This window comes from uncultured Albimonas sp. (assembly GCF_963977235.1).
Classification (GTDB): Bacteria; Pseudomonadota; Alphaproteobacteria; order Rhodobacterales; family Rhodobacteraceae; genus Albimonas.
In genome coordinates this window covers 25698-47307 of sequence record NZ_CAXBOD010000006.1, presented here as the reverse complement: position 1 = coordinate 47307, position 21610 = coordinate 25698, and the positions used below count along the sequence as shown (strand labels likewise).

At 74.5% G+C, this 21610-nt stretch carries 15 protein-coding genes; all 15 read left to right on the top strand.

Annotation, left to right across the window (positions count from 1 at the left end):
• Position 1 precedes the first annotated feature (1 nt).
• On the top strand, positions 2 to 2683 hold the full coding sequence (gene tssH / locus AAC134_RS06035; protein WP_339948162.1) for a type VI secretion system ATPase TssH: 2682 nt from the start codon (positions 2 to 4) through the stop codon (positions 2681 to 2683).
• A 161-nt stretch (positions 2684 to 2844) separates the two neighbouring features.
• Positions 2845 to 5907, top strand: coding sequence for a type VI secretion system contractile sheath small subunit (tssB, locus tag AAC134_RS06030; RefSeq protein WP_339948161.1), 3063 nt, complete (start codon positions 2845 to 2847; stop codon positions 5905 to 5907).
• Complete coding sequence (locus tag AAC134_RS06025) at positions 5907 to 6215, top strand: hypothetical protein (protein ID WP_339948160.1); 309 nt, start codon at positions 5907 to 5909, stop codon at positions 6213 to 6215. The genes tssB and AAC134_RS06025 overlap by 1 nt, the downstream gene beginning before the upstream one ends.
• Before the next feature lie 4 nt (positions 6216 to 6219).
• A complete protein-coding gene (tssI, locus tag AAC134_RS06020) occupies positions 6220 to 8358 on the top strand; it encodes a type VI secretion system tip protein TssI/VgrG (RefSeq protein WP_339948159.1) in 2139 nt (712 codons plus the stop codon).
• 10 nt (positions 8359 to 8368) lie between these two features.
• Entirely contained in the window at positions 8369 to 9148 is a 780-nt protein-coding gene (locus AAC134_RS06015; RefSeq protein ID WP_339948158.1) for a hypothetical protein, read from the top strand.
• On the top strand, positions 9145 to 9435 hold the full coding sequence (locus AAC134_RS06010) for a PAAR domain-containing protein (RefSeq protein WP_339948157.1): 291 nt from the start codon (positions 9145 to 9147) through the stop codon (positions 9433 to 9435). The genes AAC134_RS06015 and AAC134_RS06010 overlap by 4 nt, the downstream gene beginning before the upstream one ends.
• A gap of 3 nt (positions 9436 to 9438) precedes the next feature.
• Complete coding sequence (tagH, locus tag AAC134_RS06005; protein WP_339948156.1) at positions 9439 to 10920, top strand: type VI secretion system-associated FHA domain protein TagH; 1482 nt, start codon at positions 9439 to 9441, stop codon at positions 10918 to 10920.
• Positions 10917 to 11375: a type VI secretion system lipoprotein TssJ gene (gene tssJ / locus AAC134_RS06000; protein ID WP_339948155.1), complete on the top strand. Its 459-nt coding sequence runs from the start codon at positions 10917 to 10919 to the stop codon at positions 11373 to 11375. Before tagH ends, tssJ begins: the two co-directional genes overlap by 4 nt.
• Before the next feature lie 33 nt (positions 11376 to 11408).
• The gene (tssK, locus tag AAC134_RS05995; protein WP_339948154.1) at positions 11409 to 12752 is read left to right on the top strand and encodes a type VI secretion system baseplate subunit TssK; all 1344 of its coding nucleotides are present in this window, start codon (positions 11409 to 11411) and stop codon (positions 12750 to 12752) included.
• Positions 12753 to 12771: 19 nt separating this feature from the next.
• Entirely contained in the window at positions 12772 to 14166 is a 1395-nt protein-coding gene (gene tssL / locus AAC134_RS05990; protein ID WP_339948153.1) for a type VI secretion system protein TssL, long form, read from the top strand.
• A gap of 3 nt (positions 14167 to 14169) precedes the next feature.
• Complete coding sequence (tssM, locus tag AAC134_RS05985) at positions 14170 to 17754, top strand: type VI secretion system membrane subunit TssM (RefSeq protein ID WP_339948152.1); 3585 nt, start codon at positions 14170 to 14172, stop codon at positions 17752 to 17754.
• Positions 17736 to 18461: a type VI secretion system-associated protein TagF gene (gene tagF / locus AAC134_RS05980; RefSeq protein ID WP_339948151.1), complete on the top strand. Its 726-nt coding sequence runs from the start codon at positions 17736 to 17738 to the stop codon at positions 18459 to 18461. The genes tssM and tagF overlap by 19 nt, the downstream gene beginning before the upstream one ends.
• A gap of 36 nt (positions 18462 to 18497) precedes the next feature.
• Positions 18498 to 19226, top strand: a complete 729-nt coding sequence (locus AAC134_RS05975; RefSeq protein WP_339948150.1) for a protein phosphatase 2C domain-containing protein — start codon at positions 18498 to 18500, stop codon at positions 19224 to 19226.
• 95 nt (positions 19227 to 19321) lie between these two features.
• Entirely contained in the window at positions 19322 to 20326 is a 1005-nt protein-coding gene (locus AAC134_RS05970) for a hypothetical protein (RefSeq protein WP_339948149.1), read from the top strand.
• Positions 20327 to 20511: 185 nt separating this feature from the next.
• Positions 20512 to 21603 carry an AI-2E family transporter gene (locus tag AAC134_RS05965; protein WP_339948148.1) on the top strand — a complete coding sequence of 364 codons (1092 nt, stop codon included), beginning with the start codon at positions 20512 to 20514 and terminating at the stop codon, positions 21601 to 21603.
• The last annotated feature ends 7 nt before the right edge of the window (positions 21604 to 21610 follow it).

Here is a 21610-nt window from a genome sequence, read left to right as displayed (position 1 = left end):
GATGACCGCCATCAGCCGCGTCGCCCTGTTCGGCAAGCTCGACAAGCTCGCCTTCCAGACCATCGAAAGCGCCACCGTGTTCTGCAGGATGCGGGGCAATCCCTATGTCGAGCTGGCCCACTGGCTCCACCAGATCCTGCAGGCCCCCGACAGCGACCTGCACCGGATCGTGCGGGGGGCCGAGCTGGATGCGGGGAAGATCGCAACCGAGCTGGTGCGCGCGCTCGACGGGCTGCCGCGGGGGGCGAGCGCGATCTCCGACCTCTCGGCCCATGTCGAGGACGCGGTGGAGCGCGCCTGGGTCTACGCCTCGCTGGCGATGGACGCGCGGCGGATCCGCACCGGCCACCTGCTGCTGGGGATGCTGAAGACCCCGGGCCTGCGCAACGTGCTGGCAAGCCTCTCGCCCGAACTCGCGGGCCTGAGGGCCGACACGCTCGCCGAGCGCTTCGCCGAACTGACCGCCGGATCGCCCGAGGAGGGGCAGGGCCCCGTCGCGACCCGGGCCGAGCCGGGCGAGGCCTCGGGCGCGCTTGCTCCTCGGGGCCGCGGCGACGAGGCGCTGGCCCGCTTCTGCACCGACCTGACGGCCCGCGCGCGCGAGGGGGCCATCGATCCGATCATCGGGCGCGACGAGGAAATCCGCCAGGCCATCGATGTGCTGATGCGCCGGCGGCAGAACAACCCGATCCTCACCGGCGAGGCCGGCGTCGGCAAGACCGCGGTGGTCGAGGGCCTGGCCCTGCGCATCGCCCGCGGGGACGTGCCGCCGGCGCTGCGCGAGGCGCGGCTGCTGATGCTCGACGTCGGTCTGCTGCAGGCCGGCGCCTCGATGAAGGGCGAGTTCGAGGAGCGCCTGCGCGCCGTGATCGAGGAGGTTCAGGCAAGCCCCGCCCCGGTGATCCTGTTCGTCGACGAGACCCACACCCTGGTCGGCGCCGGCGGCGCGGCGGGGACCGGGGACGCGGCCAACCTGCTCAAACCCGCGCTCGCCCGCGGGACCCTGCGCACCATCGGCGCCACCACCTGGGCCGAGTACAAGAAGCATATCGAGAAGGACCCCGCCCTCACCCGCCGCTTCCAGGTGGTGCAGGTGGCCGAGCCCGACGAGGCGCGCGCCATCGCGATGGTGCGCGCCACCGCCGCGATGCTCGAGCGTCACCACGGGGTGCAGGCGCTCGACGAGGCGCTGGAGGCGGCGGTGAAGCTCTCGGCCCGCTACATCCCCGCGCGGCAGCTGCCCGACAAGGCGGTCAGCGTGCTCGACACCGCCTGCGCGCGGGTGGCGATCAGCCTGCACGCGGTCCCCGCCGAGGTCGACGACGCCCGCCGCCGGATCGAATTGCTGGAGACCGAGCTCGAGATCGTGGGCCGGGACGAGGCCGCGGGCCTCGACGTCGCCGCCCGGCGCGCGGACGCGCAGGCGCGCCTCGCCGAAGGGCGGGCGGCCCTCGCGGCGCTCGAGGCCCGATGGGGGGAGGAGAAGGCGGTGGTCGAGCGCGTCCTCGACCTGTGCGCCCGCCTGCGGCGCAGCGGCTGCGAGGTGGACGCCGCCGCCGCGGAAAACCCGCGCCCGCAGCTTGCCGGCGCCTCGCGCGACGTGGCGATGGCCGAGCTGCGCAAGACACAAGCCGAGCTGGCCGCCCTGCAGGGCGAGACGCCGCTGATGCTGCCCATCGTGGACGCGCATGCGGTGGGCGCGGTGGTCGCCGACTGGACCGGGATCCCGGTCGGCCGGATGATGAAGGACGAGATCGCCACCGTCCTGGAGCTGGAGCGTCATCTGTCGCGCCGGGTGATCGGGCAGGACCACGCCATGGCGATGATCGCGCGTCGGGTGCGCTCCTCGCGCGCGCGGCTCGACAATCCCTCCAAGCCGGTGGGGGTGTTCCTGCTGGCGGGCTCCTCGGGCGTGGGCAAGACCGAGACGGCGCTGGCGCTGGCCGAGACGCTGTATGGCGGCGAGCAGAACGTCATCACCATCAACATGAGCGAATACCAGGAGGCGCATACCGTCAGCTCCCTGAAGGGCTCGCCGCCGGGCTATGTCGGCTATGGCGAGGGGGGCGTGCTGACCGAGGCGGTGCGCCGGCGCCCCCACTCGGTGGTGCTGCTCGACGAGGTCGAGAAGGCCCATCCCGACGTGCACGAGATCTTCTTCCAGGTCTTCGACAAGGGCGTGATGGAGGATGGCGAGGGCCGGCGGATCGACTTCCGAAACACGCTGATCCTGCTGACCTCGAACGTGGGCTCGGAGCTGGTGATGGACCTCTGCGCCGACCCCGAGCTCCTGCCCGAGCCCGAGGCCATCGCCGCCGCCCTGCGCGAGCCGCTGCTGAAGGTGTTCCCCGCGGCCCTGCTGGGGCGGCTGGTCGCGATCCCCTATCACCCCCTGTCGCCCGCGATGATCGCGCAGATCGCGCGCCTGCAGCTCGACCGCGTTCGGGCCCGTGTGGCGCAGGCCTGGGGCGCGCCGCTGACCTGGAGCGACGCGGTGGTCGAGACCGTGGTCGACCGCTGCCGGGAGCTCGAGAGCGGCGGGCGGATGATCGACGCGATCGTCACCAACACCCTGCTGCCCGCGATCTCGACCGAGGTGCTCTCGCGCCTGATGGAGGGGCGGGCGATCGCGCGGGTCGGGGTCGACGTGGCGGGGGGGGAGTTCGTCTACGCCTTCGACTGACGCGGTTTCGACTGACGGGCCGGCGGGGGGGCGAGCCAAAAAATCCTCCGCGGGGCCGCGGGGGCGCGAACCTTCGGCGGATCTCCGCGCACAAACGGACATGTGCGACGCCTTCGGGCGCCCTTCAGCGGGCGGTCGAGGGCGGGATCGGAGGTTCGCCCATGTCCGCCAGCGGTCAGAAATTCGTCGCCCGCAACCGCGCTCCGCGGGTGCAGATCGAGTATGACGTCGAGCTTTACGGCGCGCAGAAGACGGTTCAGCTGCCCTTCGTGATGGGGGTGATAGCCGATCTTGCGGGCAAGAGCGCGGCGCCCCAGCCCTCGGTCGCCGACCGCAGGTTCCTCGAGGTCGACGTCGAGGGTTTCGACGACCGGATGCGGGCGATGCGGCCGCGCGTGGCGTTCGCCGCGCCCAATACGCTGACCGGGGAGGGGTCGCTCCCGGTCGATCTGACCTTCGAGCGGATGGAAGATTTCGCGCCCGCCGCGGTGGCGGGCAGGATCGCGCCGCTCGCCGCGATGCTGGAGGCCCGCACGCAGCTCGCGCATCTGCTGACCTACATGGACGGCAAGGCGGGCGCTGAGGACCTGATCGCCCGCCTGATCGCCGATCCCGCGGCGCTGGGCGCCCTGGTCGGCGCCGGGAGCGAGACCGCGGGCGGGGCTGCGGGCGGGGCTGCGGTCGGGGCCGACGAGGCGCTCGACGCCCTGCGCGCCGCCGCGCCGGTCGCGGCGCCGACGCAGACCCCTGACGACGACGCGGCCTTCGCCGCGCTTCGCAAGGCGCCCCGGGCCGCCCCGCAGGATCCCTCGGACGAGGCGAGCGCGGCTCTCTCGGACCTGCGCCGCGTTGGCGAGGCGACCCCGCCCGCCGACGCTTCGGATCCCCTGGGCGAGGCCTTCGCCGCCCTTCGCGACGTCGCCCCGCAGGCGCCGGCCGGCGCGGGGGAAGAGGCCGTCGCGCAGGCCGCGCTCGACGGGCTGCGCGCCACGGGCGCGGCGGCTGCGCCGGCCGCGGGCGAGCTCGAGACCGATCTGGAATCCCTGTTCGCCGACGTCGCGGACAGGGGCGGTGCGGGCGGCGCGGCGGAGCCGCCTGCACCGCACGTCCCGTCTCCGGCGCCTTCGGGCCAGCCGGCCCCCGGAGCGCCGCGCCCGGGACTGCGGAATGCGGGGGATGCGCCCGCCACGCCCGCCACACCCGCGCCGCTGCGGGACGACGCACCTGCGCCCCTGCGGGACGACGCACCTGCGCCCCTTGCACGCGACGCCGACAACGTCGACGCCTCCCCCGCGAGCGTGCGGGACGACGGCCCGCCGCAGGCGCCCTTCGGCCGGCTGTCCCTGCCGCGCCCGGAGGCGATCGAGCGCCCGGTCTTCCGCATCGCCGTACTGGGCGACTTCTCGGGCCGCGCCAACCGGGGCGAGCGCGAGACCGGCGCCGCGCTGGCCGCGCGCGCGCCGATCCGGCTGGACATCGACACGCTCGACAGCGTCATCGCCCGCTTCGCCACGACGCTGGTGCTGCCGCTGGGCGCGGACGGGGCGGGGATCGAGGCGCCGCTGGACGGCCTCGACGCCCTGCATCCCGACGACCTCTACGAGGCGGTCGAGATGTTCGAGGGCCTGGCCGGCCTGCGCGCCCGGGTGGCGCGCGGCGAGGCCGCGGCGCTGGCCGAGGCGCAGGGCCTGGCCGGCGATCCGCCCCCGCCCCCGCCGGTCGCGCGCCCCCGCGGCGGGGTCCTGCCCTCGGGCGGCGCGCTCAGCGATTTCCGCGCCCTGATCGGCGACCCTGCCGGCGCGCCGGCCTGCGCCAGCCCCGCGGACGCGCTGATCGCGCGCATCGTCGCCCCCTATGTCCAGGCCGCTCCGGATCCGCGGCAGGAGAGCCTGCAGGCCGCGCTCGACGCCGCCCTCTCGGGCGCCATGCGCGCGGTGCTCCATCACCCTGACTTCCAGGCGGTGGAATCGGCCTGGCGCTCGCTGGAGCTGCTGGCCCGGCGCGCCGGGGGCGGGGGGCGCGTCGAGATCGCGCTTCATGACCTCTCGGCCGAGGAATGGGCCGCGGATCTGGCCGCGCAGGAGGACCTCTCGCAGAGCGGCCTGTTCGGGATGCTGGCCGAGGCGCCGCGGCTCGACGAGGGGCGGGGGGCGCTGTCGGCGGTCATCGGCCTCTACACCCTCGACGAGACGCCGGCCCATGCGGCGCTGCTCGCGCGGATGGCCCGCATCGCGGCCTGGATCGACGCGCCCTTCGTGGCCGCCATCGCGCCCGAGGTGATCGACACCCCCCTGCGGGAGCGCGCGCCGGAGGCCGCCCGCGCCTGGGACGCGCTGCGCGCGCTGCCCGCGGCGGGCTACGTGGGCCTTGCGGTGTCGTCCTTCGTGCTGCGCCTGCCCTACGGGCGCAGGACCGAGCCGGTGGAGCCCTTCGACTTCGAGGAATTCGCCACGCGCGAGGGGATGCAGGGGATGCTGTGGGCCAATCCGGCCCTGCTGTCGGCGATCCTGATGGCCGAGACGGCCGCGCGGACAGGCCCGGCGAAGATGCGTCTGGGCGAGATCATGACGCTCGACGACATGCCCCTGCATCACGGGGTCGACGATCACGGCGACCCGGTGGCGCTGCCCTGCACCGAGCGGCTGCTCGACACCTCGGCCGCCGCGAAGGTGGTCGAGCGGGGGCTGATCCCGGTGCTTTCGCTCAAGGGGCGCAACGTGGTGCGCCAGGGGTCGTTCCAGTCGCTGATCGGCCGCGATCTCGCCGGCCCTTGGGCGAGCGCGCCGGGCGATGTTGTGGACGCCGAGCCGGGCGGCATGGCGCCGCCGGCCGCCAGGGCGCCCGAGGACGCCCCGCCCGCGGAAGCCGACCCCGAGACCGGGGCGGACGCGGCGATGTCCGAGCTCGACGACCTGCTGGCCGGGCTCGAGGAGGGCGCGGCGCTTGAGGCGGAGGCGTCCGGGGCGGAGGCGTCCGGGGCGGAGGACGACGGGCTCTCCGAGCTCGACGGGCTGCTGGCCTCGCTGTCGGTGGAGGAGGGCGCCCCCGAGGCGGCCTCCCCGGCGACCCCCGAAGCGACCGACCCGGATCCCGAGGACGACGGTCTCTCCGAGCTTGACGATCTGCTGGCCTCGCTCGGCGAGGACGACGCCGCGCCGGAGGGCGAGGCGGAGGACGACGACGAGATGGATCCCGACCTGGCCGCCCTGCTGAAGGACCTGTGATGCGCGATCTCGACCCCCACACCCCCGAGCCTCCCCGCGAGGACATCCTGCTGGCCGAGGTCAACGGCGGCTTCTGGCTGCTGGAGGGCGAGGCGCATCTCGACGCGATGCTGGCCAACGTCCCGGGCTACCCGACCCCGGTCGGCTGCCTGCGCTTCGAGAGCGACTTCGACCTGCGGCTGTTCCTGTCGGCCAGGGGGCTCGCGCCCGGGGCGCTGTGGGGCATCCACCCCGCCATCGTCGCGCGCCTCAGGCGCAAGGACGAGCTGGCGACGATCGACCCCGCCGCCCCCCTCGGGGAGGGCTGAGACCATGGCCAGCGCCCCGATGCCCGAGAACCGCGACGTCCGCCTGGTCCTGCCCGGCGCCCTGAAGGGCGTGCTGATGCGCGCCCAGATCGACGAACGCCTGGGCCGCCTGAGCGAGACCACGATCGAGTTCCGCTCGCCCGACCTCGATCTCGATCTCGGCCGCCTGGTGGGCGAGCGGCTGCGCCTCGAGATCGACGCGCCGAAGGACAAGACCCGGCATTTCCAGGGGCGCTGCGTGGCGGCCGAGTATCTGGGCGCGCACAACGGCGCGGGCTATTTCCGCGCCGAGGTCCGGCCCTGGCCATGGTTCCTGACCCGCAGCTCCGACTGCCGGATCTTCCAGGACAAGACGGCGCTCGAGGTGATCGCGGCGGTCTTCGCGCAGCACGCGTTCCCGGACTGGAAGGACCGGACCTCGCAGACCTACAAGCGCCGCGACTATTGCGTGCAGTATCGCGAGACGGACTTCGACTTCCTCTCCCGCCTGATGGAGGAGGAGGGGATCTACTATTACTTCGAACACGACAAGACGCGCGAGACGCTGGTCCTTGCCGACGACATGGGCGCGCACCGGCCGCTGGAAGATCACGCCGCGATCGACTTCCACTTCGAAGAGGCCCACTACCGCCGCGCCGACGACCACATCTTCGAATGGCGCGGGGTCGAGCGGGTGCAGACCGGCCGGGTGGCCCTGCACGCCTATGACCCTGCGCGGCCGCGCTCGGACCTCACGGCGCGCAAGTCGGCGCCCAGGGGCAAGCACCGCCACCGCAACTATGAGCTCTACGCCCCCGCCGGGCGTCATCGCGCGGCGCAGAAGGGCGAGCAGGAGGGCGAGCATCAGGCCCGCGTGCTGGCCGAGGGCTTCGCCGCGGGCGCCGCGCGCACCCAGGGCGCGTGCAACGTGCGCCAGATGGCGACGGGCGGCCGCTTCAGGCTGAAGGAGCATCCGCGCAAGGCGGAGAACGGCGAGTATCTGGTGATCGGCGCCCGCCACCGCATCCAGATCGAGGTCGAGGGGCCCGAGCGCGAGCTGATCCGCGCCATCCTGGGCCCCGCGCTCGACTTCGGCGACGTCCCCAACCGCGACCGCTACCGCTGCACGTTCGAGGCCCAGCCGGTGCGCGAGGTCTATCGCTCCCCGCGCGAGACCCCGCGCCCCGAGATCCCCGGCGTGCAGACCGCCGTGGTGGTCGGCAAGGCGGACGAGGACGTCTGGACCGACGAGCAGGGCCGCGTGAAGGTCCAGTTCCACTGGGACCGCGAGGGCGATGGCGACGAGCGGTCCTCGTGCTGGGTGCGCACCGCCTCGCCCTGGAGCGGCAAGGGCTGGGGCCTGGCCGCGGCGCCGCGCATCGGCCAGGAGGTCGTGGTCCAGTTCGAGGACGGCGACCCCGACCGCCCGCTGGTCACCGGCATGGTCTACAACGGCGAGACCCGCCACCCCTGGCCGCTGCCCGCCAGCCGCACGATGACCGGGATCAAGACCCGCAGCTCGAAGAAGGGGACCGGCTTCCACGAGCTGGTGTTCGAGGACCGCAAGGACGCCGAGTTCGTGCGCCTGCAGTCCGAGCGCGACTTCACCCAGATCGTGAAGAACAACGCCGAGATCACGGTGGGCGAGGGGCACAAGTCCCCCGGGACCTTCAAGCAGACCATCCACGGCGACAAGACCGAGCGGATCGTCGAGGGCGACCACAGCTTCACCCTCGCCAGGGGGGCCGAGCGGCTCTCGATCGCCAGGAGCCGCACCGCGGAGGTGGGCGCCGACGACGTGCTGAGGGTCGACGGCGACCGCAGGGCGACCGTGAAGGGAGCCGCGAGCGAGACGGTCGCCGGGGCGATGGAGATCGACGTGGGGACCGCGCTGACGGTCTCGGCGAAGAGCAGGATCGTGCTGACCTGCGGCGCCTCGAAGATCGAGATGACGCCCTCGAAGGTCAAGATCACGGCCCCCCAGGTCGAGGTGGCCGCGAGCGCCGCGGCGAAGGTGACCGCCGGCGGGGCGCTGACCCTCGAGGGCAAGGGCATGGCCGCGCTGAAGGGCGCGGGGATGCTGAAGCTCGAGGGGGGCGGGATGACCCAGCTGAAATCCTCGGGGCTGCTGATGGCCCGCGGCGCGCTGACCCTGATCAACTGAGGAGAGCGCCATGACCGCTTGCCAGCGTTTCGAGGGGCTCCGGAAGCTCTCGACCGATCCGGCCGCCAAGATCCTCGCGGCGGCGGGGGTGAAGCTGCAGACGCCGCTCGAGGCGCCGGCGAGCGCGGGCGTGCCCCGGGTGCTGGCCGAGCTTGCGGGCAAGGGCGCGCGGCTCGACATGCTGCAGCTGCTGGCCCATGCGCTGCCGGCGCGCGAGGCGACCTGGTGGGCCTGCCTGAGCGCGCGGGATCTGTGCGCGGGGGGGCGGCCCTCGGCGGCGGTGGCCGCGGCCGAGGCCTGGGTGATGCGCCCGGGGCCCGAGACCCGCGCCCGGGCCCGCGAGGCGCTGGATGCGGCCGGCGACGACGACGCGGGGCTGTGCGCGATGGCGGCCTGTTTCGCCGACGGCACGCTGGGGCCGGGGGAGCTCGACGACTACGCCGCCCCTGCGGGCGCGGTGGGCGGGGCGGTCTTCGGGATGGCGCTGCTTTCGCTGTTCGACGAGGCCGCCGACCCCGACCGGCGCGGCGCCTGGCTGCTGGACCGGGCGCTCGACCTCGCCCGCGGGGGCGCCGGCCAGGTTCCCGCGCCCGAGGGGGGCGACGCCCCCGCGGACGCCTCGCAGGCGGACGCCTCCCCCGCCGGCGCCTCGCGCAGGGAGGTCTTCCCGACGGACGCCTCGGGCGGCGAGGTCTCTGGCGTGGGCGCCTCGCAGGGGAAGGGTCCCCCCGCCGATGCCTCTGGCGGGGGCGTTCCGTGCGGGGTCGCCCCGGCGGAGGGGCGGTCATGACCCGGCCGGCCGCGCGCGTGGGCGACATGCATGTCTGTCCGATGGTGACGGGCGTGATCCCGCATGTGGGCGGCCCGGTGGTCGTGCCGGTCCCCACCGTGATGATCGGCAAGATGCCGGCCGCCACGGCGACCGCGTTGGCGGTCTGCGTGGGCCCGCCGCACCCGGTCGTCATGGGGTCGGCCAAGGTGCTGGTCGGCAAGAAGCCGCAGGCCCGGCTGGGGGACGCCTGCGCGTATGGCGGCGCCCTCGTGGCGGGGTGTTTCACGGTCATGGTGGGGGGCTGAGCGATGACCCTGCGGCTGCGGTTCCAGAACTCCGGCGCCCAACCCGGCGCGCGCGCGGCGGTCGAGATGACCGGCGGCGCGCTGACCGTGGGGCGCGGCGAGGAGAACGACCTGGCGCTGCCCGACCCCGAACGGACGCTCTCCAAGCGCCATTGCGTGATCGAGGCGCGGGGCGGGGACTATGTGGTGGTCGACCTCTCGACCAACGGCACCTACCTCAACTATGCGCCCGAGCGGCTGGGCGACGTGCCCACGCCCCTGAACGACGGCGACGTGATCGGCGTGGGCGGCTACGAGCTGGCCGTCGAGATCTCGGCGGCCCCCGTGGAGGCCGCGGGCGGCGGGACGCCCCCCCCGCCGCCCGCCGCGCCGCCGGGCGAAAGCGCGCTCGACGCCCTGGGCGAGGGGCTGGACGAGGGCGACGACGTCCTTGGCGAGATCCTCGGCGCGCGCTCCGCAGAGGCCGCCGGCGGGCCGGAGGGCTGGGCGCCCGCGCCCGCCTGGGACGACCCGTTCGCCGGCGGTTCCGCGCCGGACGCGGCGTGGCCCGCGCCGGGCTGGTCCACGCCCGACGGCGCCAGCGCGCCGGACCACGCGCCCGCCGCCCACGATCACTTCCAGGCGCCCCGCGCCGCGGGGGCGGTGATCCCCGAGGACTGGGACCAGCTGTTCGAGGCGCCCGCCGGCGCGCCGCCCCTGACCGGGCGGGCCGACCCCTTCGCCGCCCCGCCCGCGCCCGGCGCCGCCCCACCCGCGCCCGGCGCCGCCCCGGCCACGCCGCCCTTCGCCCCCCCTCCGGACGAGCCGCCGCTTGCGCGGCCCGTGCCGGGGCCGCCCGCCGCGCCCGCGCCCGCGCCCCCCGACGCCGCCCCCGACGCCGCCCCCGACGCCGCCCGGGACGCCGCCGCGCGGGCCTTCCTGGTCGCCGCCGGCATGGGGCGGGCCGAGATCCCCGAGGCCGAGCTGGCCGAGACCATGGCCCGCATGGGCCGCGTCTTCGCCGTCATGGTCGGCGGCCTGCGCGAGATCCTGATCACCCGCGCCTCGATCAAGGGCGAGATGCGCATGGACCGCACCATGATCTCGCGCGGGGCCAACAACCCGCTGAAATTCTCGATCAGCGCCGAGCAGGCGGTCGAGGCGATGATCCGCCCCGGCGTCCCCGGCTACCTCGAGGCCGAGGCCGCCGCGACCGAGGCGCTCGACGACATCAAGGCCCACGAGGTGGCGATGATGTCGGGGATGCAGGCGGCCCTGAAGGACCTGCTGGCCCGCCTCGGGCCCGAGGCGCTGGCCGCCCGGATCGAGACCGGGTCCTCGCTCGGCGGTCTGCTGGGGGGGAAGAAGGCAAGGTATTGGGAAGCCTACGAGAAGATGTACGCGCAGATCGCGCGAGAGACCGAGGACGACTTCCAGTCGACCTTCGGAAAGGAGTTCGCCCGCGCGTATGCGGCGCAGCTCGACGCCCTGGAGAGCAAGACATGACCCTGCCCGTCGCGACCGCGGCCGCCGCCGCGCTGACCCTGACGCTCGCCGCCTGCGGGGGCCCGCCCCCGCCGCCGCCGCCCACCACCGCGACGCTGAGCCTGACCGGCGCGCCGGGGATGAACGGGGGCCTTCCGGCGAAGGTGAAGGTCTACTGGCTGCGCGCGCCGGCCCGCTTCGAGGGGGCCGACTTCTTCGCCCTGTTCGGCGACGCGCAGGAGGCGCTGGGCCCCGACCTGATCGCGGTGGACGAGCATCTGCTGGCCCCCGGCGAGACCCTCGGCTCGGTCCGGACCTTCGACCGGCCCGCCGAGACCCCCGCCGTCGTCGGCGTCGTCGCGGGCTTTCGCGACGTGGGCCAGCCGGGCTGGAGCGCGACCGCTCCGCTGACGCCCAACGCCGCCAACCCGCTCGCCGTCACGGTCTCGGCCGCCGCGGTGTCCTTCGGGGACTGACGCGGAAGATCCGCAAGCAAGGAGACGCCGACTGTGTCCTGGGAAAGCAAGGTGCTGTGGTCGGAGGGGCTGTTCCTGCAGCCTCACCACTTCCAGCAGCATGACCGCTACGTCGAGTCGCTGGTGGCCGGCCTCGCCTCCGGCCTCGCCCCCTGCGCCTGGGGGATGCGGGAGCTGGCGCTGGACGAGGCGCTGCTCAAGCGCGGCAAGATCGCGCTGAAGACGGGCGCGGGCCTGACCCAGGACGGCGCGGTGTTCCGCATTCCCGCCGCCGACGACCATCCCCCCGCGCTGGACGTGCCCGAGCAGGCGCGCAACGTGGTCGTCTACCTCGCCGTGCCCAGCCGCCGCCACGGCGCGGCCGAGGTGGAGATGGGTGGCGAGGGCCGCTCGGCCGCGCGTTACGCCCCCGCCGAGATCGACGTGACCGACACCATGGGGCGCGAGCGTCGGCCCTTCCGCCTGGCGGTGGCGAAGCTGCGGATGCAGTTCGCGCTCGACCTCGACGACCTCGCCGACCAGCTGGTGATCCCGATCGCCCGGATCATCGAGGTGCGCCCGGACAAGGAGGTGGTGCTCGACCGCGCCTTCATCCCCGCCTGCACCGACGCCCGCGCCGCCCCCGCCCTGCACGCCTTCCTGCGCGAGCTGGAGGGGATGCTGAGCCACCGGGCCGAGGCCCTGGCCGGCCGTCTGACCCAGTCGGGGGCCGCCCGCGGCGCGGCCGAGATCGCGGACTACCTGCTGTTGATCTCGCTGAACCGGGCGCTGCCCCAGATCCGTCAGATGCTGGGGATCGAGAACCTCCACCCCCAGGAGGTCCACCGCTTTCTGGTCGGCCTCGCGGGGGAGCTGTCGAGCTTCATGGCGCCCGACAAGCTGCCCGACGAGTTTCCCGCCTATCGCCACCACGATCTGACCAACACCTTCCAGCCGCTGTTCCGCACGCTGCGCCAATTCCTGTCCTCGGTGCTCGAGCAGAGCGCGGTCGCGATCCCGATCGAACCGCGCAAGTACGGGGTCTCGGTCGCCCAGATCGCGGATCGGCGGCTGCTGACCTCCTCGACCTTCGTGCTGGCGGCGAAGGCCGACGTGCCGCCCGAGAGCGTGCGGCGGTATTTCCCCAGCCAGGCCAAGCTGGGGCCGGTGGAGGAGATCCGCCAGCTGGTGAACTCGGCCCTGCCGGGGATCGCGCTGCGGCCGCTGCCGGTCGCGCCCCGCCAGATCCCTTTCCACGCGGGCTGCGTCTACTTCGAGCTCGAGGCCGACAGTCCGTACTGGCGCCAGATGACCACCTCGGGGGGCATGGCCGTGCATGTCTCGGGCGAGTTCCCGGGGCTCTCGATGGAGCTTTGGGCCGTGCGCAACGCCGGCTGAGACCGGGAAGGAGGCGACGATGAACCGCGACGATCCCTTCGCCGAGCCGGCCGACACCGACCGCACGGTGATCCTGCCCAACCCCGGCGGCCGGCGGCCGGCCGCGCCCCCCGCGATGCCCGCGCCGGGGGCCGAGCCCGCGCCCGGGGCGATGCCCGCGCCGTCCGCCGCGCCGGGCGGGCCGGCCGCCGGGACCGCTCCGCCTCGCGTCGGGACAGACGAGACGATCGAAGCCGCGGCCACCGGGTTGAACCCGCTGAACGCCGCCGCCTCGAGCCTGTTCTCGCTGGTCGGGCGGCTGCGCAACCGCGCCCAGCACCCCGATCCCGCCGCCCTGCGCGAGAGCGTGATCGGCGAGATCCGCGCCTTCGAGACCCGCGCCCTGCGTGCGGGCTGCCCCGCCGAGACGGTGAAGCTGGCGCGCTACGCCCTGTGCGCGACGCTCGACGACGTGGTGCTCAACACCCCCTGGGGCGGGCGGAGCGTCTGGCCGCAACGGTCGCTGGTGGGGACCTTCCACAAGGAGACCCATGGCGGCGACCGGGTGTGGGACCTGCTCAAGCGGCTGCAGGCGGACCCCGCCCGCAACCGCGACCTGCTGGAGTTCCTCTATGTCTGCCTGAGTCTGGGCTTCGAGGGGCGCCTGCGCATCGAGCCGCAGGGGGCCGAGCGTCACCGCGAGATCCGCGCCGGCCTCGCCCGGCTGATCCGCGCCCAGCGCGGCGCGGCCGAGCCCGAGCTCGCCCCCCGCTGGAAGGGGCTGGAGCTGGCCCACCGCCCGTTGTCGGCCTGGACCCCGGTCTGGCTGATCGGGGGGCTGACGCTGGCGGGCGTGTGCGTGGCGTTCCTGGGGTTCTCCTGGGCGCTGAGCGGCGAGACCGAGCGCCTGCGCGGCCAGCTCGAGGCGCTGCGCCCCGAGGGGCCGGTGACGCTGGCCCGCGCCGCGCCCCCGCCGCCGCCGCCGCCCGCGCCGGCGCCGGAGACCCGCTCGATCGCCGCGTTCCTCGCGCCCGAGGTCGAGGCGGGGCTGGTCGAGGTCTTCTCGGCCGGCAACACCCTGACCGTGAGGCTCACGGGCGAGAGCATCTTCGCGCCGGCCTCCGACACGCTCGAGCCGCGCTTTGTCGCGGTGGTCGACCGGGTGGCCGAGGCGCTGGAGGCCGAACCCGGCCGGGTGATCGTCGCGGGCCATTCGGACAGCGTGCCGATCCGCACGGCGCGGTTCCCCTCGAACCTGCACCTGTCGCTGGCGCGCGCCCGCTCGGTGATGGCGCGGATCGGGGCGGCGCTGGCGGACCCCGGGCGGCTGACCGCCGAGGGCCGGGCCGACGCCGAGCCCATCGCCGACAACGCCACGCGCGAAGGCCGCGCCCGCAATCGTCGCATCGAAATCATCCTCGTGAAGGCAGGCTGAGCCATGTTCTTGTCCCGCATCCGCGCGATCTTCGACCCCGCCATCGTGGCGCTGATCCTGTTCGGCCTGATCCTCGCTGCCGCGATCTGGTGGATGGGCCCGCTGCTGGCCATCGGGCAGGCGCGGCCCTTCGACAGCGACTGGGGACGGGGGGTCGCCATCGGGGGCCTTGCGGCCTTCGTGGCGATCGTCTGCCTTGCCATCCTGCTGCGCCGGCGGGGGCGGGACCGGGCGATGACCCGGGCCATCGCGGCCGACGTCGCGGCCCCCGATCCCGAGGACGCCGCGGCGGCCGCCGAGCTCGATGAGCTGCGCGCCCGGATGGGCGAGGCGATGGGCGTGCTGCGCGGCCGCTCGCTGCGCGGTCGCTTCGGCTCGCGGCGGCTGTATCAGCTGCCGTGGTACGTGATCATCGGACCGCCGGGCGCCGGCAAGACCACGGCCATCGTCAACTCGGGCCTGCACTTCCCGCTGGCCGAGCGGATGGGCAAGACCGCGCTGGGCGGCGTCGGGGGCACCCGCAACTGCGACTGGTGGTTCACCGACGAGGCGGTGCTGCTCGACACCGCCGGGCGCTACACCACGCAGGAGAGCGGCGGCGAGGCCGACGCCCGCGCCTGGACCGGGTTCCTCGACCTGCTCAAGAAGCACCGCGGCCGCCAGCCGATCAACGGGGCGCTGGTGGCGATCAGCCTTTCCGACCTCGCCGTGCAGTCGGAGGCCGAGCGGCGCGACCACGCCGTCGCCGTGCGCGCCCGCCTGACCGAGCTGCGCGAGCGGCTGGGCGTGGCCTTCCCGGTCTACGTGATCTTTACCAAGGCCGACCGCATCGCCGGCTTTCAGGAGTTCTTCGAGGATCTCGGCGCCGCCGAGCGCGAGCAGGTCTGGGGGTTCACCTTGCCCCATGACCGGAGCGCCGCCCCGCTCGACGGCTTCGGGACCGAGTTCGAGGCGCTGCTGGAGCGGCTGGAGAACCGCTCGCTCGAGCGCATGCAGGCCGAGAGCGACCCCCAGCGGCGGGCGCTGGCGCAGGGCTTCCCCTCGCAGGTCGCCTCGCTGCGCGGCGCGGCCGAGGGGTTTCTGGCCGACGTGTTCCGCGCCAGCCGCTATGAGGCGCGCCAGCTGCTGCGCGGGGTCTACTTCACCTCGGGCACGCAGGAGGGGGCGCCGATCGATCGGCTGATGGCGGGCATGGCGCGGGCCTTCGGGATCTCTCGTCAGGCGGTGGGCAGCGGGTCGGGGCAGGGGCGCAGCTATTTCCTCACCCGGCTGCTGAGGGGCGTGGTGTTCCGCGAGGCGGGGCTGGTCTCGGCCGACGACCGGGTCGAGCGGCGCTATCGCTGGACCCGGCGCGGGACGGCGGCCGCAGGGCTGCTGGCGCTGGCCGGCGCCTGCGCCGCCTGGGGCGTCAGCTATCGCGCCAACGCCGCCCTGATCGCGGACGCGCAGGCGCAGGCGGCCGAGTTCCGCCGCCTGTCCGCGCAGATCCCCGGAAACCCGGTGGGGGACGACGACCTGGCCGCGGTCGCCCCCGCGCTCGACATCCTGCGCGACCTGCCGGGCAATCCCGCCGCCGGCGATCCCGCGCCGCCGTTCGAGGCGACGCTGGGCCTCTACCAGGGCGACGCCGTGGGCACCGAGAGCGCGCAGGCCTATCGCGAGGCGCTCAACGCCTTGCTGCTGCCGCGCCTGCTGTTCCGCCTGGAAACCCAGATGCAGGCCAGCCTCAACGACCCCGAGCTGCTGTTCGAGGCGCTGAAGGTCTACCTGATGCTGGGTCTGCAGGGCCCGATGGAGCAGGAGATCGTCAAGCGCTGGATGCGGATCGACTGGGCGGTCGCCTATCCCCGGGACCCGGTCCTGCAGGGGACGCTGAGCGGCCATCTCGACCGGCTGCTGAACCAGCCGATGCGCGAGATCGCCCTGAACGGCCCGCTGGTCGAGCAGATCCGGGCGCTGCTGTCCGAGACCCCGCTGGCCGAGCGCGTCTACCGCAGCATCGTCGCCAGCCCGCAGGCGCGCGACCTGCCCGATTTCCGGATCACCGAGGCCGGCGGCCCCGCCGCCGCGCGCGTGCTGCTGCGCCCCTCCGGCAAGCCGTTGTCCGAGGGGGTCGAGGGGATCTACACCCGCGCCGCCTTCCACCGCCAGTTCCTGCCCGAGGTGCTGTCGGTCGCCGCCCGCGTGCGCGACGAGGCCTGGGTGCTGGGCCCGCGCGGGACGGCCGAGACCTCGCCCGCCGGGCTGGCGCGGGTCGGGCGGGACGTGCTGAACCTCTATTACACCGACTATGTGGCGCGCTACGACGGCTTGCTGGCCGACCTCGACGTGGTCCCGATGGAGAGCCTGAGCCACGCGACCGAGGTGGCCAACGTCCTCTCGGGCCCGACCTCGCCGCTGGTGGCGATCCTCGAGGCGGTGGCGGCCGAGACGCGGCTGACCCGGCCGCCCGCAGGGGGGCTGATCGCGACGGGCGCCGGGGGGGCGGTGGCCGAGCTGGCCCGGACCGAGGCGGTCTCGGCCCTCGACAGCCGCGGGCAGGCGTTGTTCGAGGCGATCTCGGCGACCTCTCCGGCTGCGGGGGAGGCCGCGCGGCCCGAGCTTCCGGGCCAGTTCGTCGAGGACCGCTTCGCCGCCCTGCACGCGCTGGTGGATGCGCCCGAGGGCGCCCCCTCGCAGCTCGACGAGGTGGTGGGCGCGATGACCGAGGTCTATCGCGAGCTGAACCGCCTGTCGCTGGGCCAGGATTCGGGCGTGGCGCTGGCCGGGCAGGGCGGGGGGGCCGCGGCCCGGCTGCAGGAGCAGATCGGCCGGCTGCCCGCGCCGCTGGACCGCTGGACGAGCCAGGTGGCCTCGGCCTCCTCGGGGGTCGCGGTGGGCGGCGCGCGGGCCGAGCTGAACGCCCGCTGGCAGGCTCAGGTGCACCCGTTCTGCTCGCGCGCGCTCGAGGGGCGGTATCCGTTCGACCGCGCGGCGGCGGCGGACGTGGCGCTTCAGGATTTCGGGCGGCTGTTCGGCCCCTCGGGGCTGATCGACGGGTTCTTCTCCGAGCATCTGGCGCCCTTCGTGGACACCGCCTCGAACCCCTGGCGGTGGAAGCGGGTGAACGACGTGGACCTGGGGATCTCGGACGCGGTGCTGTCGCAGTTCCAGAAGGCGGCCGAGATCCGCGACAGCTTCTTCCTGGCGCCGGGCCTGCCTGCGATCACCTTCGACCTGACCCCGGTGGCGCTGGCGCCGGAGGTCGAGCAGGTGGTGGTCGAGATCGAGGGGCAGGCCGTCTCCTACGCCCATGGCCCGCCGCAGGTGACGCCGCTGAAATGGCCGGGCAGCCCGGGCGGGCGCACGCGGGTGGCGATGTCGCCAGCGCAGGCCGGCATCGAGAACACCATCTCGCGCGAGGGGCCCTGGGCCTGGTTCCGCCTGCTGGACGCGGCCGAGCTGCGGCGCACCAACGTCACCGACCGCAACCGGGTGATCTTCAACATCGGCGGTCGGATCGCGATCTTCCAGCTCCGCGCAGGCTCGGCGCTGAACCCGTTCGCGGGCTCGGCCGTCCGGGGGTTCCGATGCCCCAAGTCGCTGTGAGCGCGGCTGGGGGCCGGGCAGATCTCGGCGGCGAGGCCGGGGGCGAACATGCGGGCGAAGTGGGGGGAAGGGTGGGGGGCGCGCTTGGTCCCTGGGGCTGGTATGGCAAGGCGCCGGGCCGGGGCGACTTCTTCCGTCAAGGCCTGACGCCGGGGTTCGTCGCCGCCTGGGACGCCTGGCTGCAGGCGCTGATCGGCGCCGGGCGCGGCGCCCTGGGCGCGGGCTGGCGCGAGGCGTATTTCGCCGCCCCGATCCGCCGCTTCGCCCTCTCGCCCGGCCTGTGCGGGCCGCGCGGCGCGGTCGGCGTGATGATGCCCAGCGTCGACCGGGTGGGGCGCATGTTCCCGCTGTGCCTGGCGGCCGAGACCGACGCCCCGGCCGCCGAGGCCTGGCGCGCCGCCGAGCCGCGTTTCGAGGCGCTGGAGACGGCGGCGCTGTCGATGCTGAGCCTTGAGGCCACGCCCGACCTGCTGGCGCGGGCGCTGCCGCATCTCGCCCCCTCGGCTCCGCCGCGTTGGGCTGCGCTCGAGGACGCGCTGGCCGCACTGGATCGCGCGCCCGGCCGCTCGCTGTGGGCGACGGCGCCCGGCGACGGGGCCCGGGTGCTGCTGGCAGACGGAATGCCGCGGAGCGCGGCCGAGGCGGCGGCCCTGTTCGATCCCCACGCCGGGCGTCCGCCCCGGGCTCGACCGACCCCCGCCGACTGACTTCCCGCCGACCGACCCGACCGAGGACCGCTCACCATGTCAAACCGCTCCCTGGCGCCTGCGCGCCGCTGCAGCGCGCGCACCGACGTCGGTCGCGTCCGCGAGGTCAACGAGGACGCGATCCTCTCGATGCCCCGGCCCGGGGTCTGGGTCGTCTCGGACGGGATGGGGGGCCACGACGCGGGCGACTTCGCCAGCCGCGCGGTGGTCGAGGCGCTGGGCGCCCTGTCGCCCGAGCTCGCCCCGGCCGAGCTGATGCGCGCCGCCCGCGAGGCGGTGCAGGCCGCCCACCGCCGCATCGGGGCGGAAGCCGAGCGTCGCGGCGGCGCGGTCATCGGCGCGACGGTGGTGATCCTGGTGATCGCCGAGGCGCATTTCCTGTGCCTCTGGGCCGGGGACAGCCGCCTCTATCGCCTGCGCGAGGGGCGGCTCGAGATGCTGAGCCTCGACCACTCGGTGGTGGGCGAGCTGGTCGAGCGGGGCGAGCTGTCCTGGGCCGAGGCCGAGCGTCACCCCCAGTCCAACCAGATCACCCGCGCCGTGGGCGTGGGCGCGCGGCTCGAGATCGACAAGCGCCGGGGCGAGGCGCTGCCCGGCGACCGCTTCCTTCTGTGCTCGGACGGGCTGACCCGCCATGTCGACGAGGCGGCGCTGGCCGCCGCCCTGCGCGAGGCGCCGGTCGAGGCCGCCGCCGACCTGCTGGTCGAGCGGGCGCTGGAGGGCGGCGGGGCCGACAACGTCTCGGTCATCGTGGTCGAGGCCTGAGGCGCCGACCGCTCTCCCCCCGCCCGCGCGAGGCCCCGGGGCAAGCCCGGGGCGCGCGCGGATCGGACCTTCCTGCCCCAACCCGAGACGTCGCCATGCCCTGCTTCTGCCAGCACCCCGCCGCCGCCGCCCGGATGCGCCTGGCCGTCGGCCTGCCGTCGATCGCGCCGCCGCCGATGGCGCTGCAGCTCGCCGCCGCCCTGCCGGGGCTGACGGCCGAGCCGCGCGCCGACATCCGCCTGGCGGCCGGGCTGGGGGCGATGCGGCTGCCCGGTCTCAGCCTGGGCGGGCTCGGCGGGCTTGGCATGACGCTGTCGCTGATGATGGGGACCTTCGCGCTCGACGACCTGCCGAAGCTGGAGGTCCAGATGCAGCAGATGGCGGGCTCCTTCGCGGCCAACGTCTGGCCGCGGCTGGGCTGGCTGACCACGCTGCCGCTGGCGCCGCTGATGAACCTGGCGCTGGCCGCCCGGCTGACGATGTCGCTGCAGGGGGTCGGCCTCGACCCGTTCACGATGGGGCCGCCGGCGACGCCGGGGGGGCTGGGGAGCCTCGCGTTCGCGCTGACCCCGCCGCAGCTGGCGATGGCGCGGATGCTGGCGAGCCTGCCGTCGCTGGCCGCCCTGGCGCCGGCGCTGGGCCTGCCGCCGCTGGGGGAGGGCGGCATGGCGGGCCTCTCGGACCGGCTCGGCGCGATGGCGGCGCTGAGCCCGCCGGCGCTGGCGATCCCGATGCCCGCGCTGCTGCGGCTGGGTCTGGCGGTCGAGGCGCTGGGCACGATCCAGGCGGCGTTCGGGGACCTCTCGCCCGCCACCTTCGGACGGGTGAGCGCGATGCTGCGGATCTGGGGCGGGCTGCGGCTGCCGCTGCCGCTGGGGGCGCTGGCGCTGTCGGCGAAGCTGGACGCGCTGCCGGCCTTCGAGGACGTCCGCCTGGGCGGAGAGCTGGCCGCGGGCGCGGGCGCATCCCTGGTCGGGTTCGCGCCGCCGCGGCTGGCGATCCTGCCGTTTCTGACCGCGATGCTGGCGCTGCAGGGGGGGCTGGCGATGGCGCTCGACATGCCCGCCTTCGACCAGTGCGCGCTGTGCCCCTGCGTCTGATCGCGGGGCCCGATCGGGTCCCCGGCGCCCGGGCTGCGCGCGCCGGGCGGGACCGCGCGTCTCGCGCGGGCTGACGCGGCGCGGGTCGCCGCCTCCCGCTTCCGCCCCCCGCGCCGCCTTGACGGGCCGGCGGCGACCTGCAAGCCATGGCGGGGGAACGGACGCGAGGCGAGGAGGGTCGTGCGGTGAAGGGCGCTCCGCTGCTGAACCTCGTGCTGGCCGTTGTGCTCACGATGGCCGTGGGTCAGTTGCTGGTCATCGGCCGGCCGATCCTGGTTCCGATCATCACCGCGGTGATCTCGGTCTATCTGATGTCCTCGGCCACCGAGGCGCTGCGCCGCGCGCCGGTGCTGCGCCACCTGCCCAGCGCCGCGCTGAGGGCGCTGGTGTTGCTGATCTTCGCGCTGGGCCTCTATGCGTTCGCGGTGGTCGTCGCCTCGACCATCGGCGAGATCGCGGGCGTCGCGCCTGGCTACCAGCAGAATTTCGAGGCGCTGGCCGACCGGCTGGAGCAGCGCTTCGACGTGGACATGCAGAAGGTGCTGGACGACGCCTTCCGGGTCACTTTCGGCGGGATGGACCTGCGGGCGGTGATCCTGGGGGTGCTGGGGGGGTTCACCTCGGTCGGCTCGACCGCCTTCCTGGTGGTGATCTACGCGGCCTTCCTGATGGTCGAGCAACCGGGCTTTCCCGCCAAGCTCTCGGCCGCGCTGGGCGATCCGCAGGACGCGCGCGACGCGGCCGGGATCCTGTCCCAGATCAACGCGCGCATCGGCGAGTACCTGGCGGTCAAGACGCTGATCAACCTGATCCTGGGCGGGCTTTGCCTGGGGATCCTGCTGGCGATGGGCTCGGACTTCGCGCTGTTCTGGGCGATCGTGATCGCGCTCCTGAACTACATCCCTTACGTCGGCTCGTTGCTGGGGGTGGCGTTTCCGGTGCTGCTCTCGGTGGCGCAGGAGGGGTCGGTGGGCCATTCGCTGGCGCTGGCCGCGATGCTGATCGCGGCGCAGATCTCGGTGGGCAACGTGCTCGAGCCGCGGATGATCGGCCGGCAGCTCAACCTCAGCCCGTTCGCGGTGATGGCGGCGCTGTCGGTGTGGTCGGCGATCTGGGGGCTGGCGGGCGCGATCCTGGCGGTGCCGATGACCGCCATGCTGGTGATCGTGCTCGAGCATTTTCCCGCGACCCGCTTCCTCGCCGTGCTGATGTGGAACGAGGTGCCCCCGCAGGGCGCGGCGCCGCGTCCCGAGTCGCCGGACGAGGCGCGCGGCTGAGGCCCGA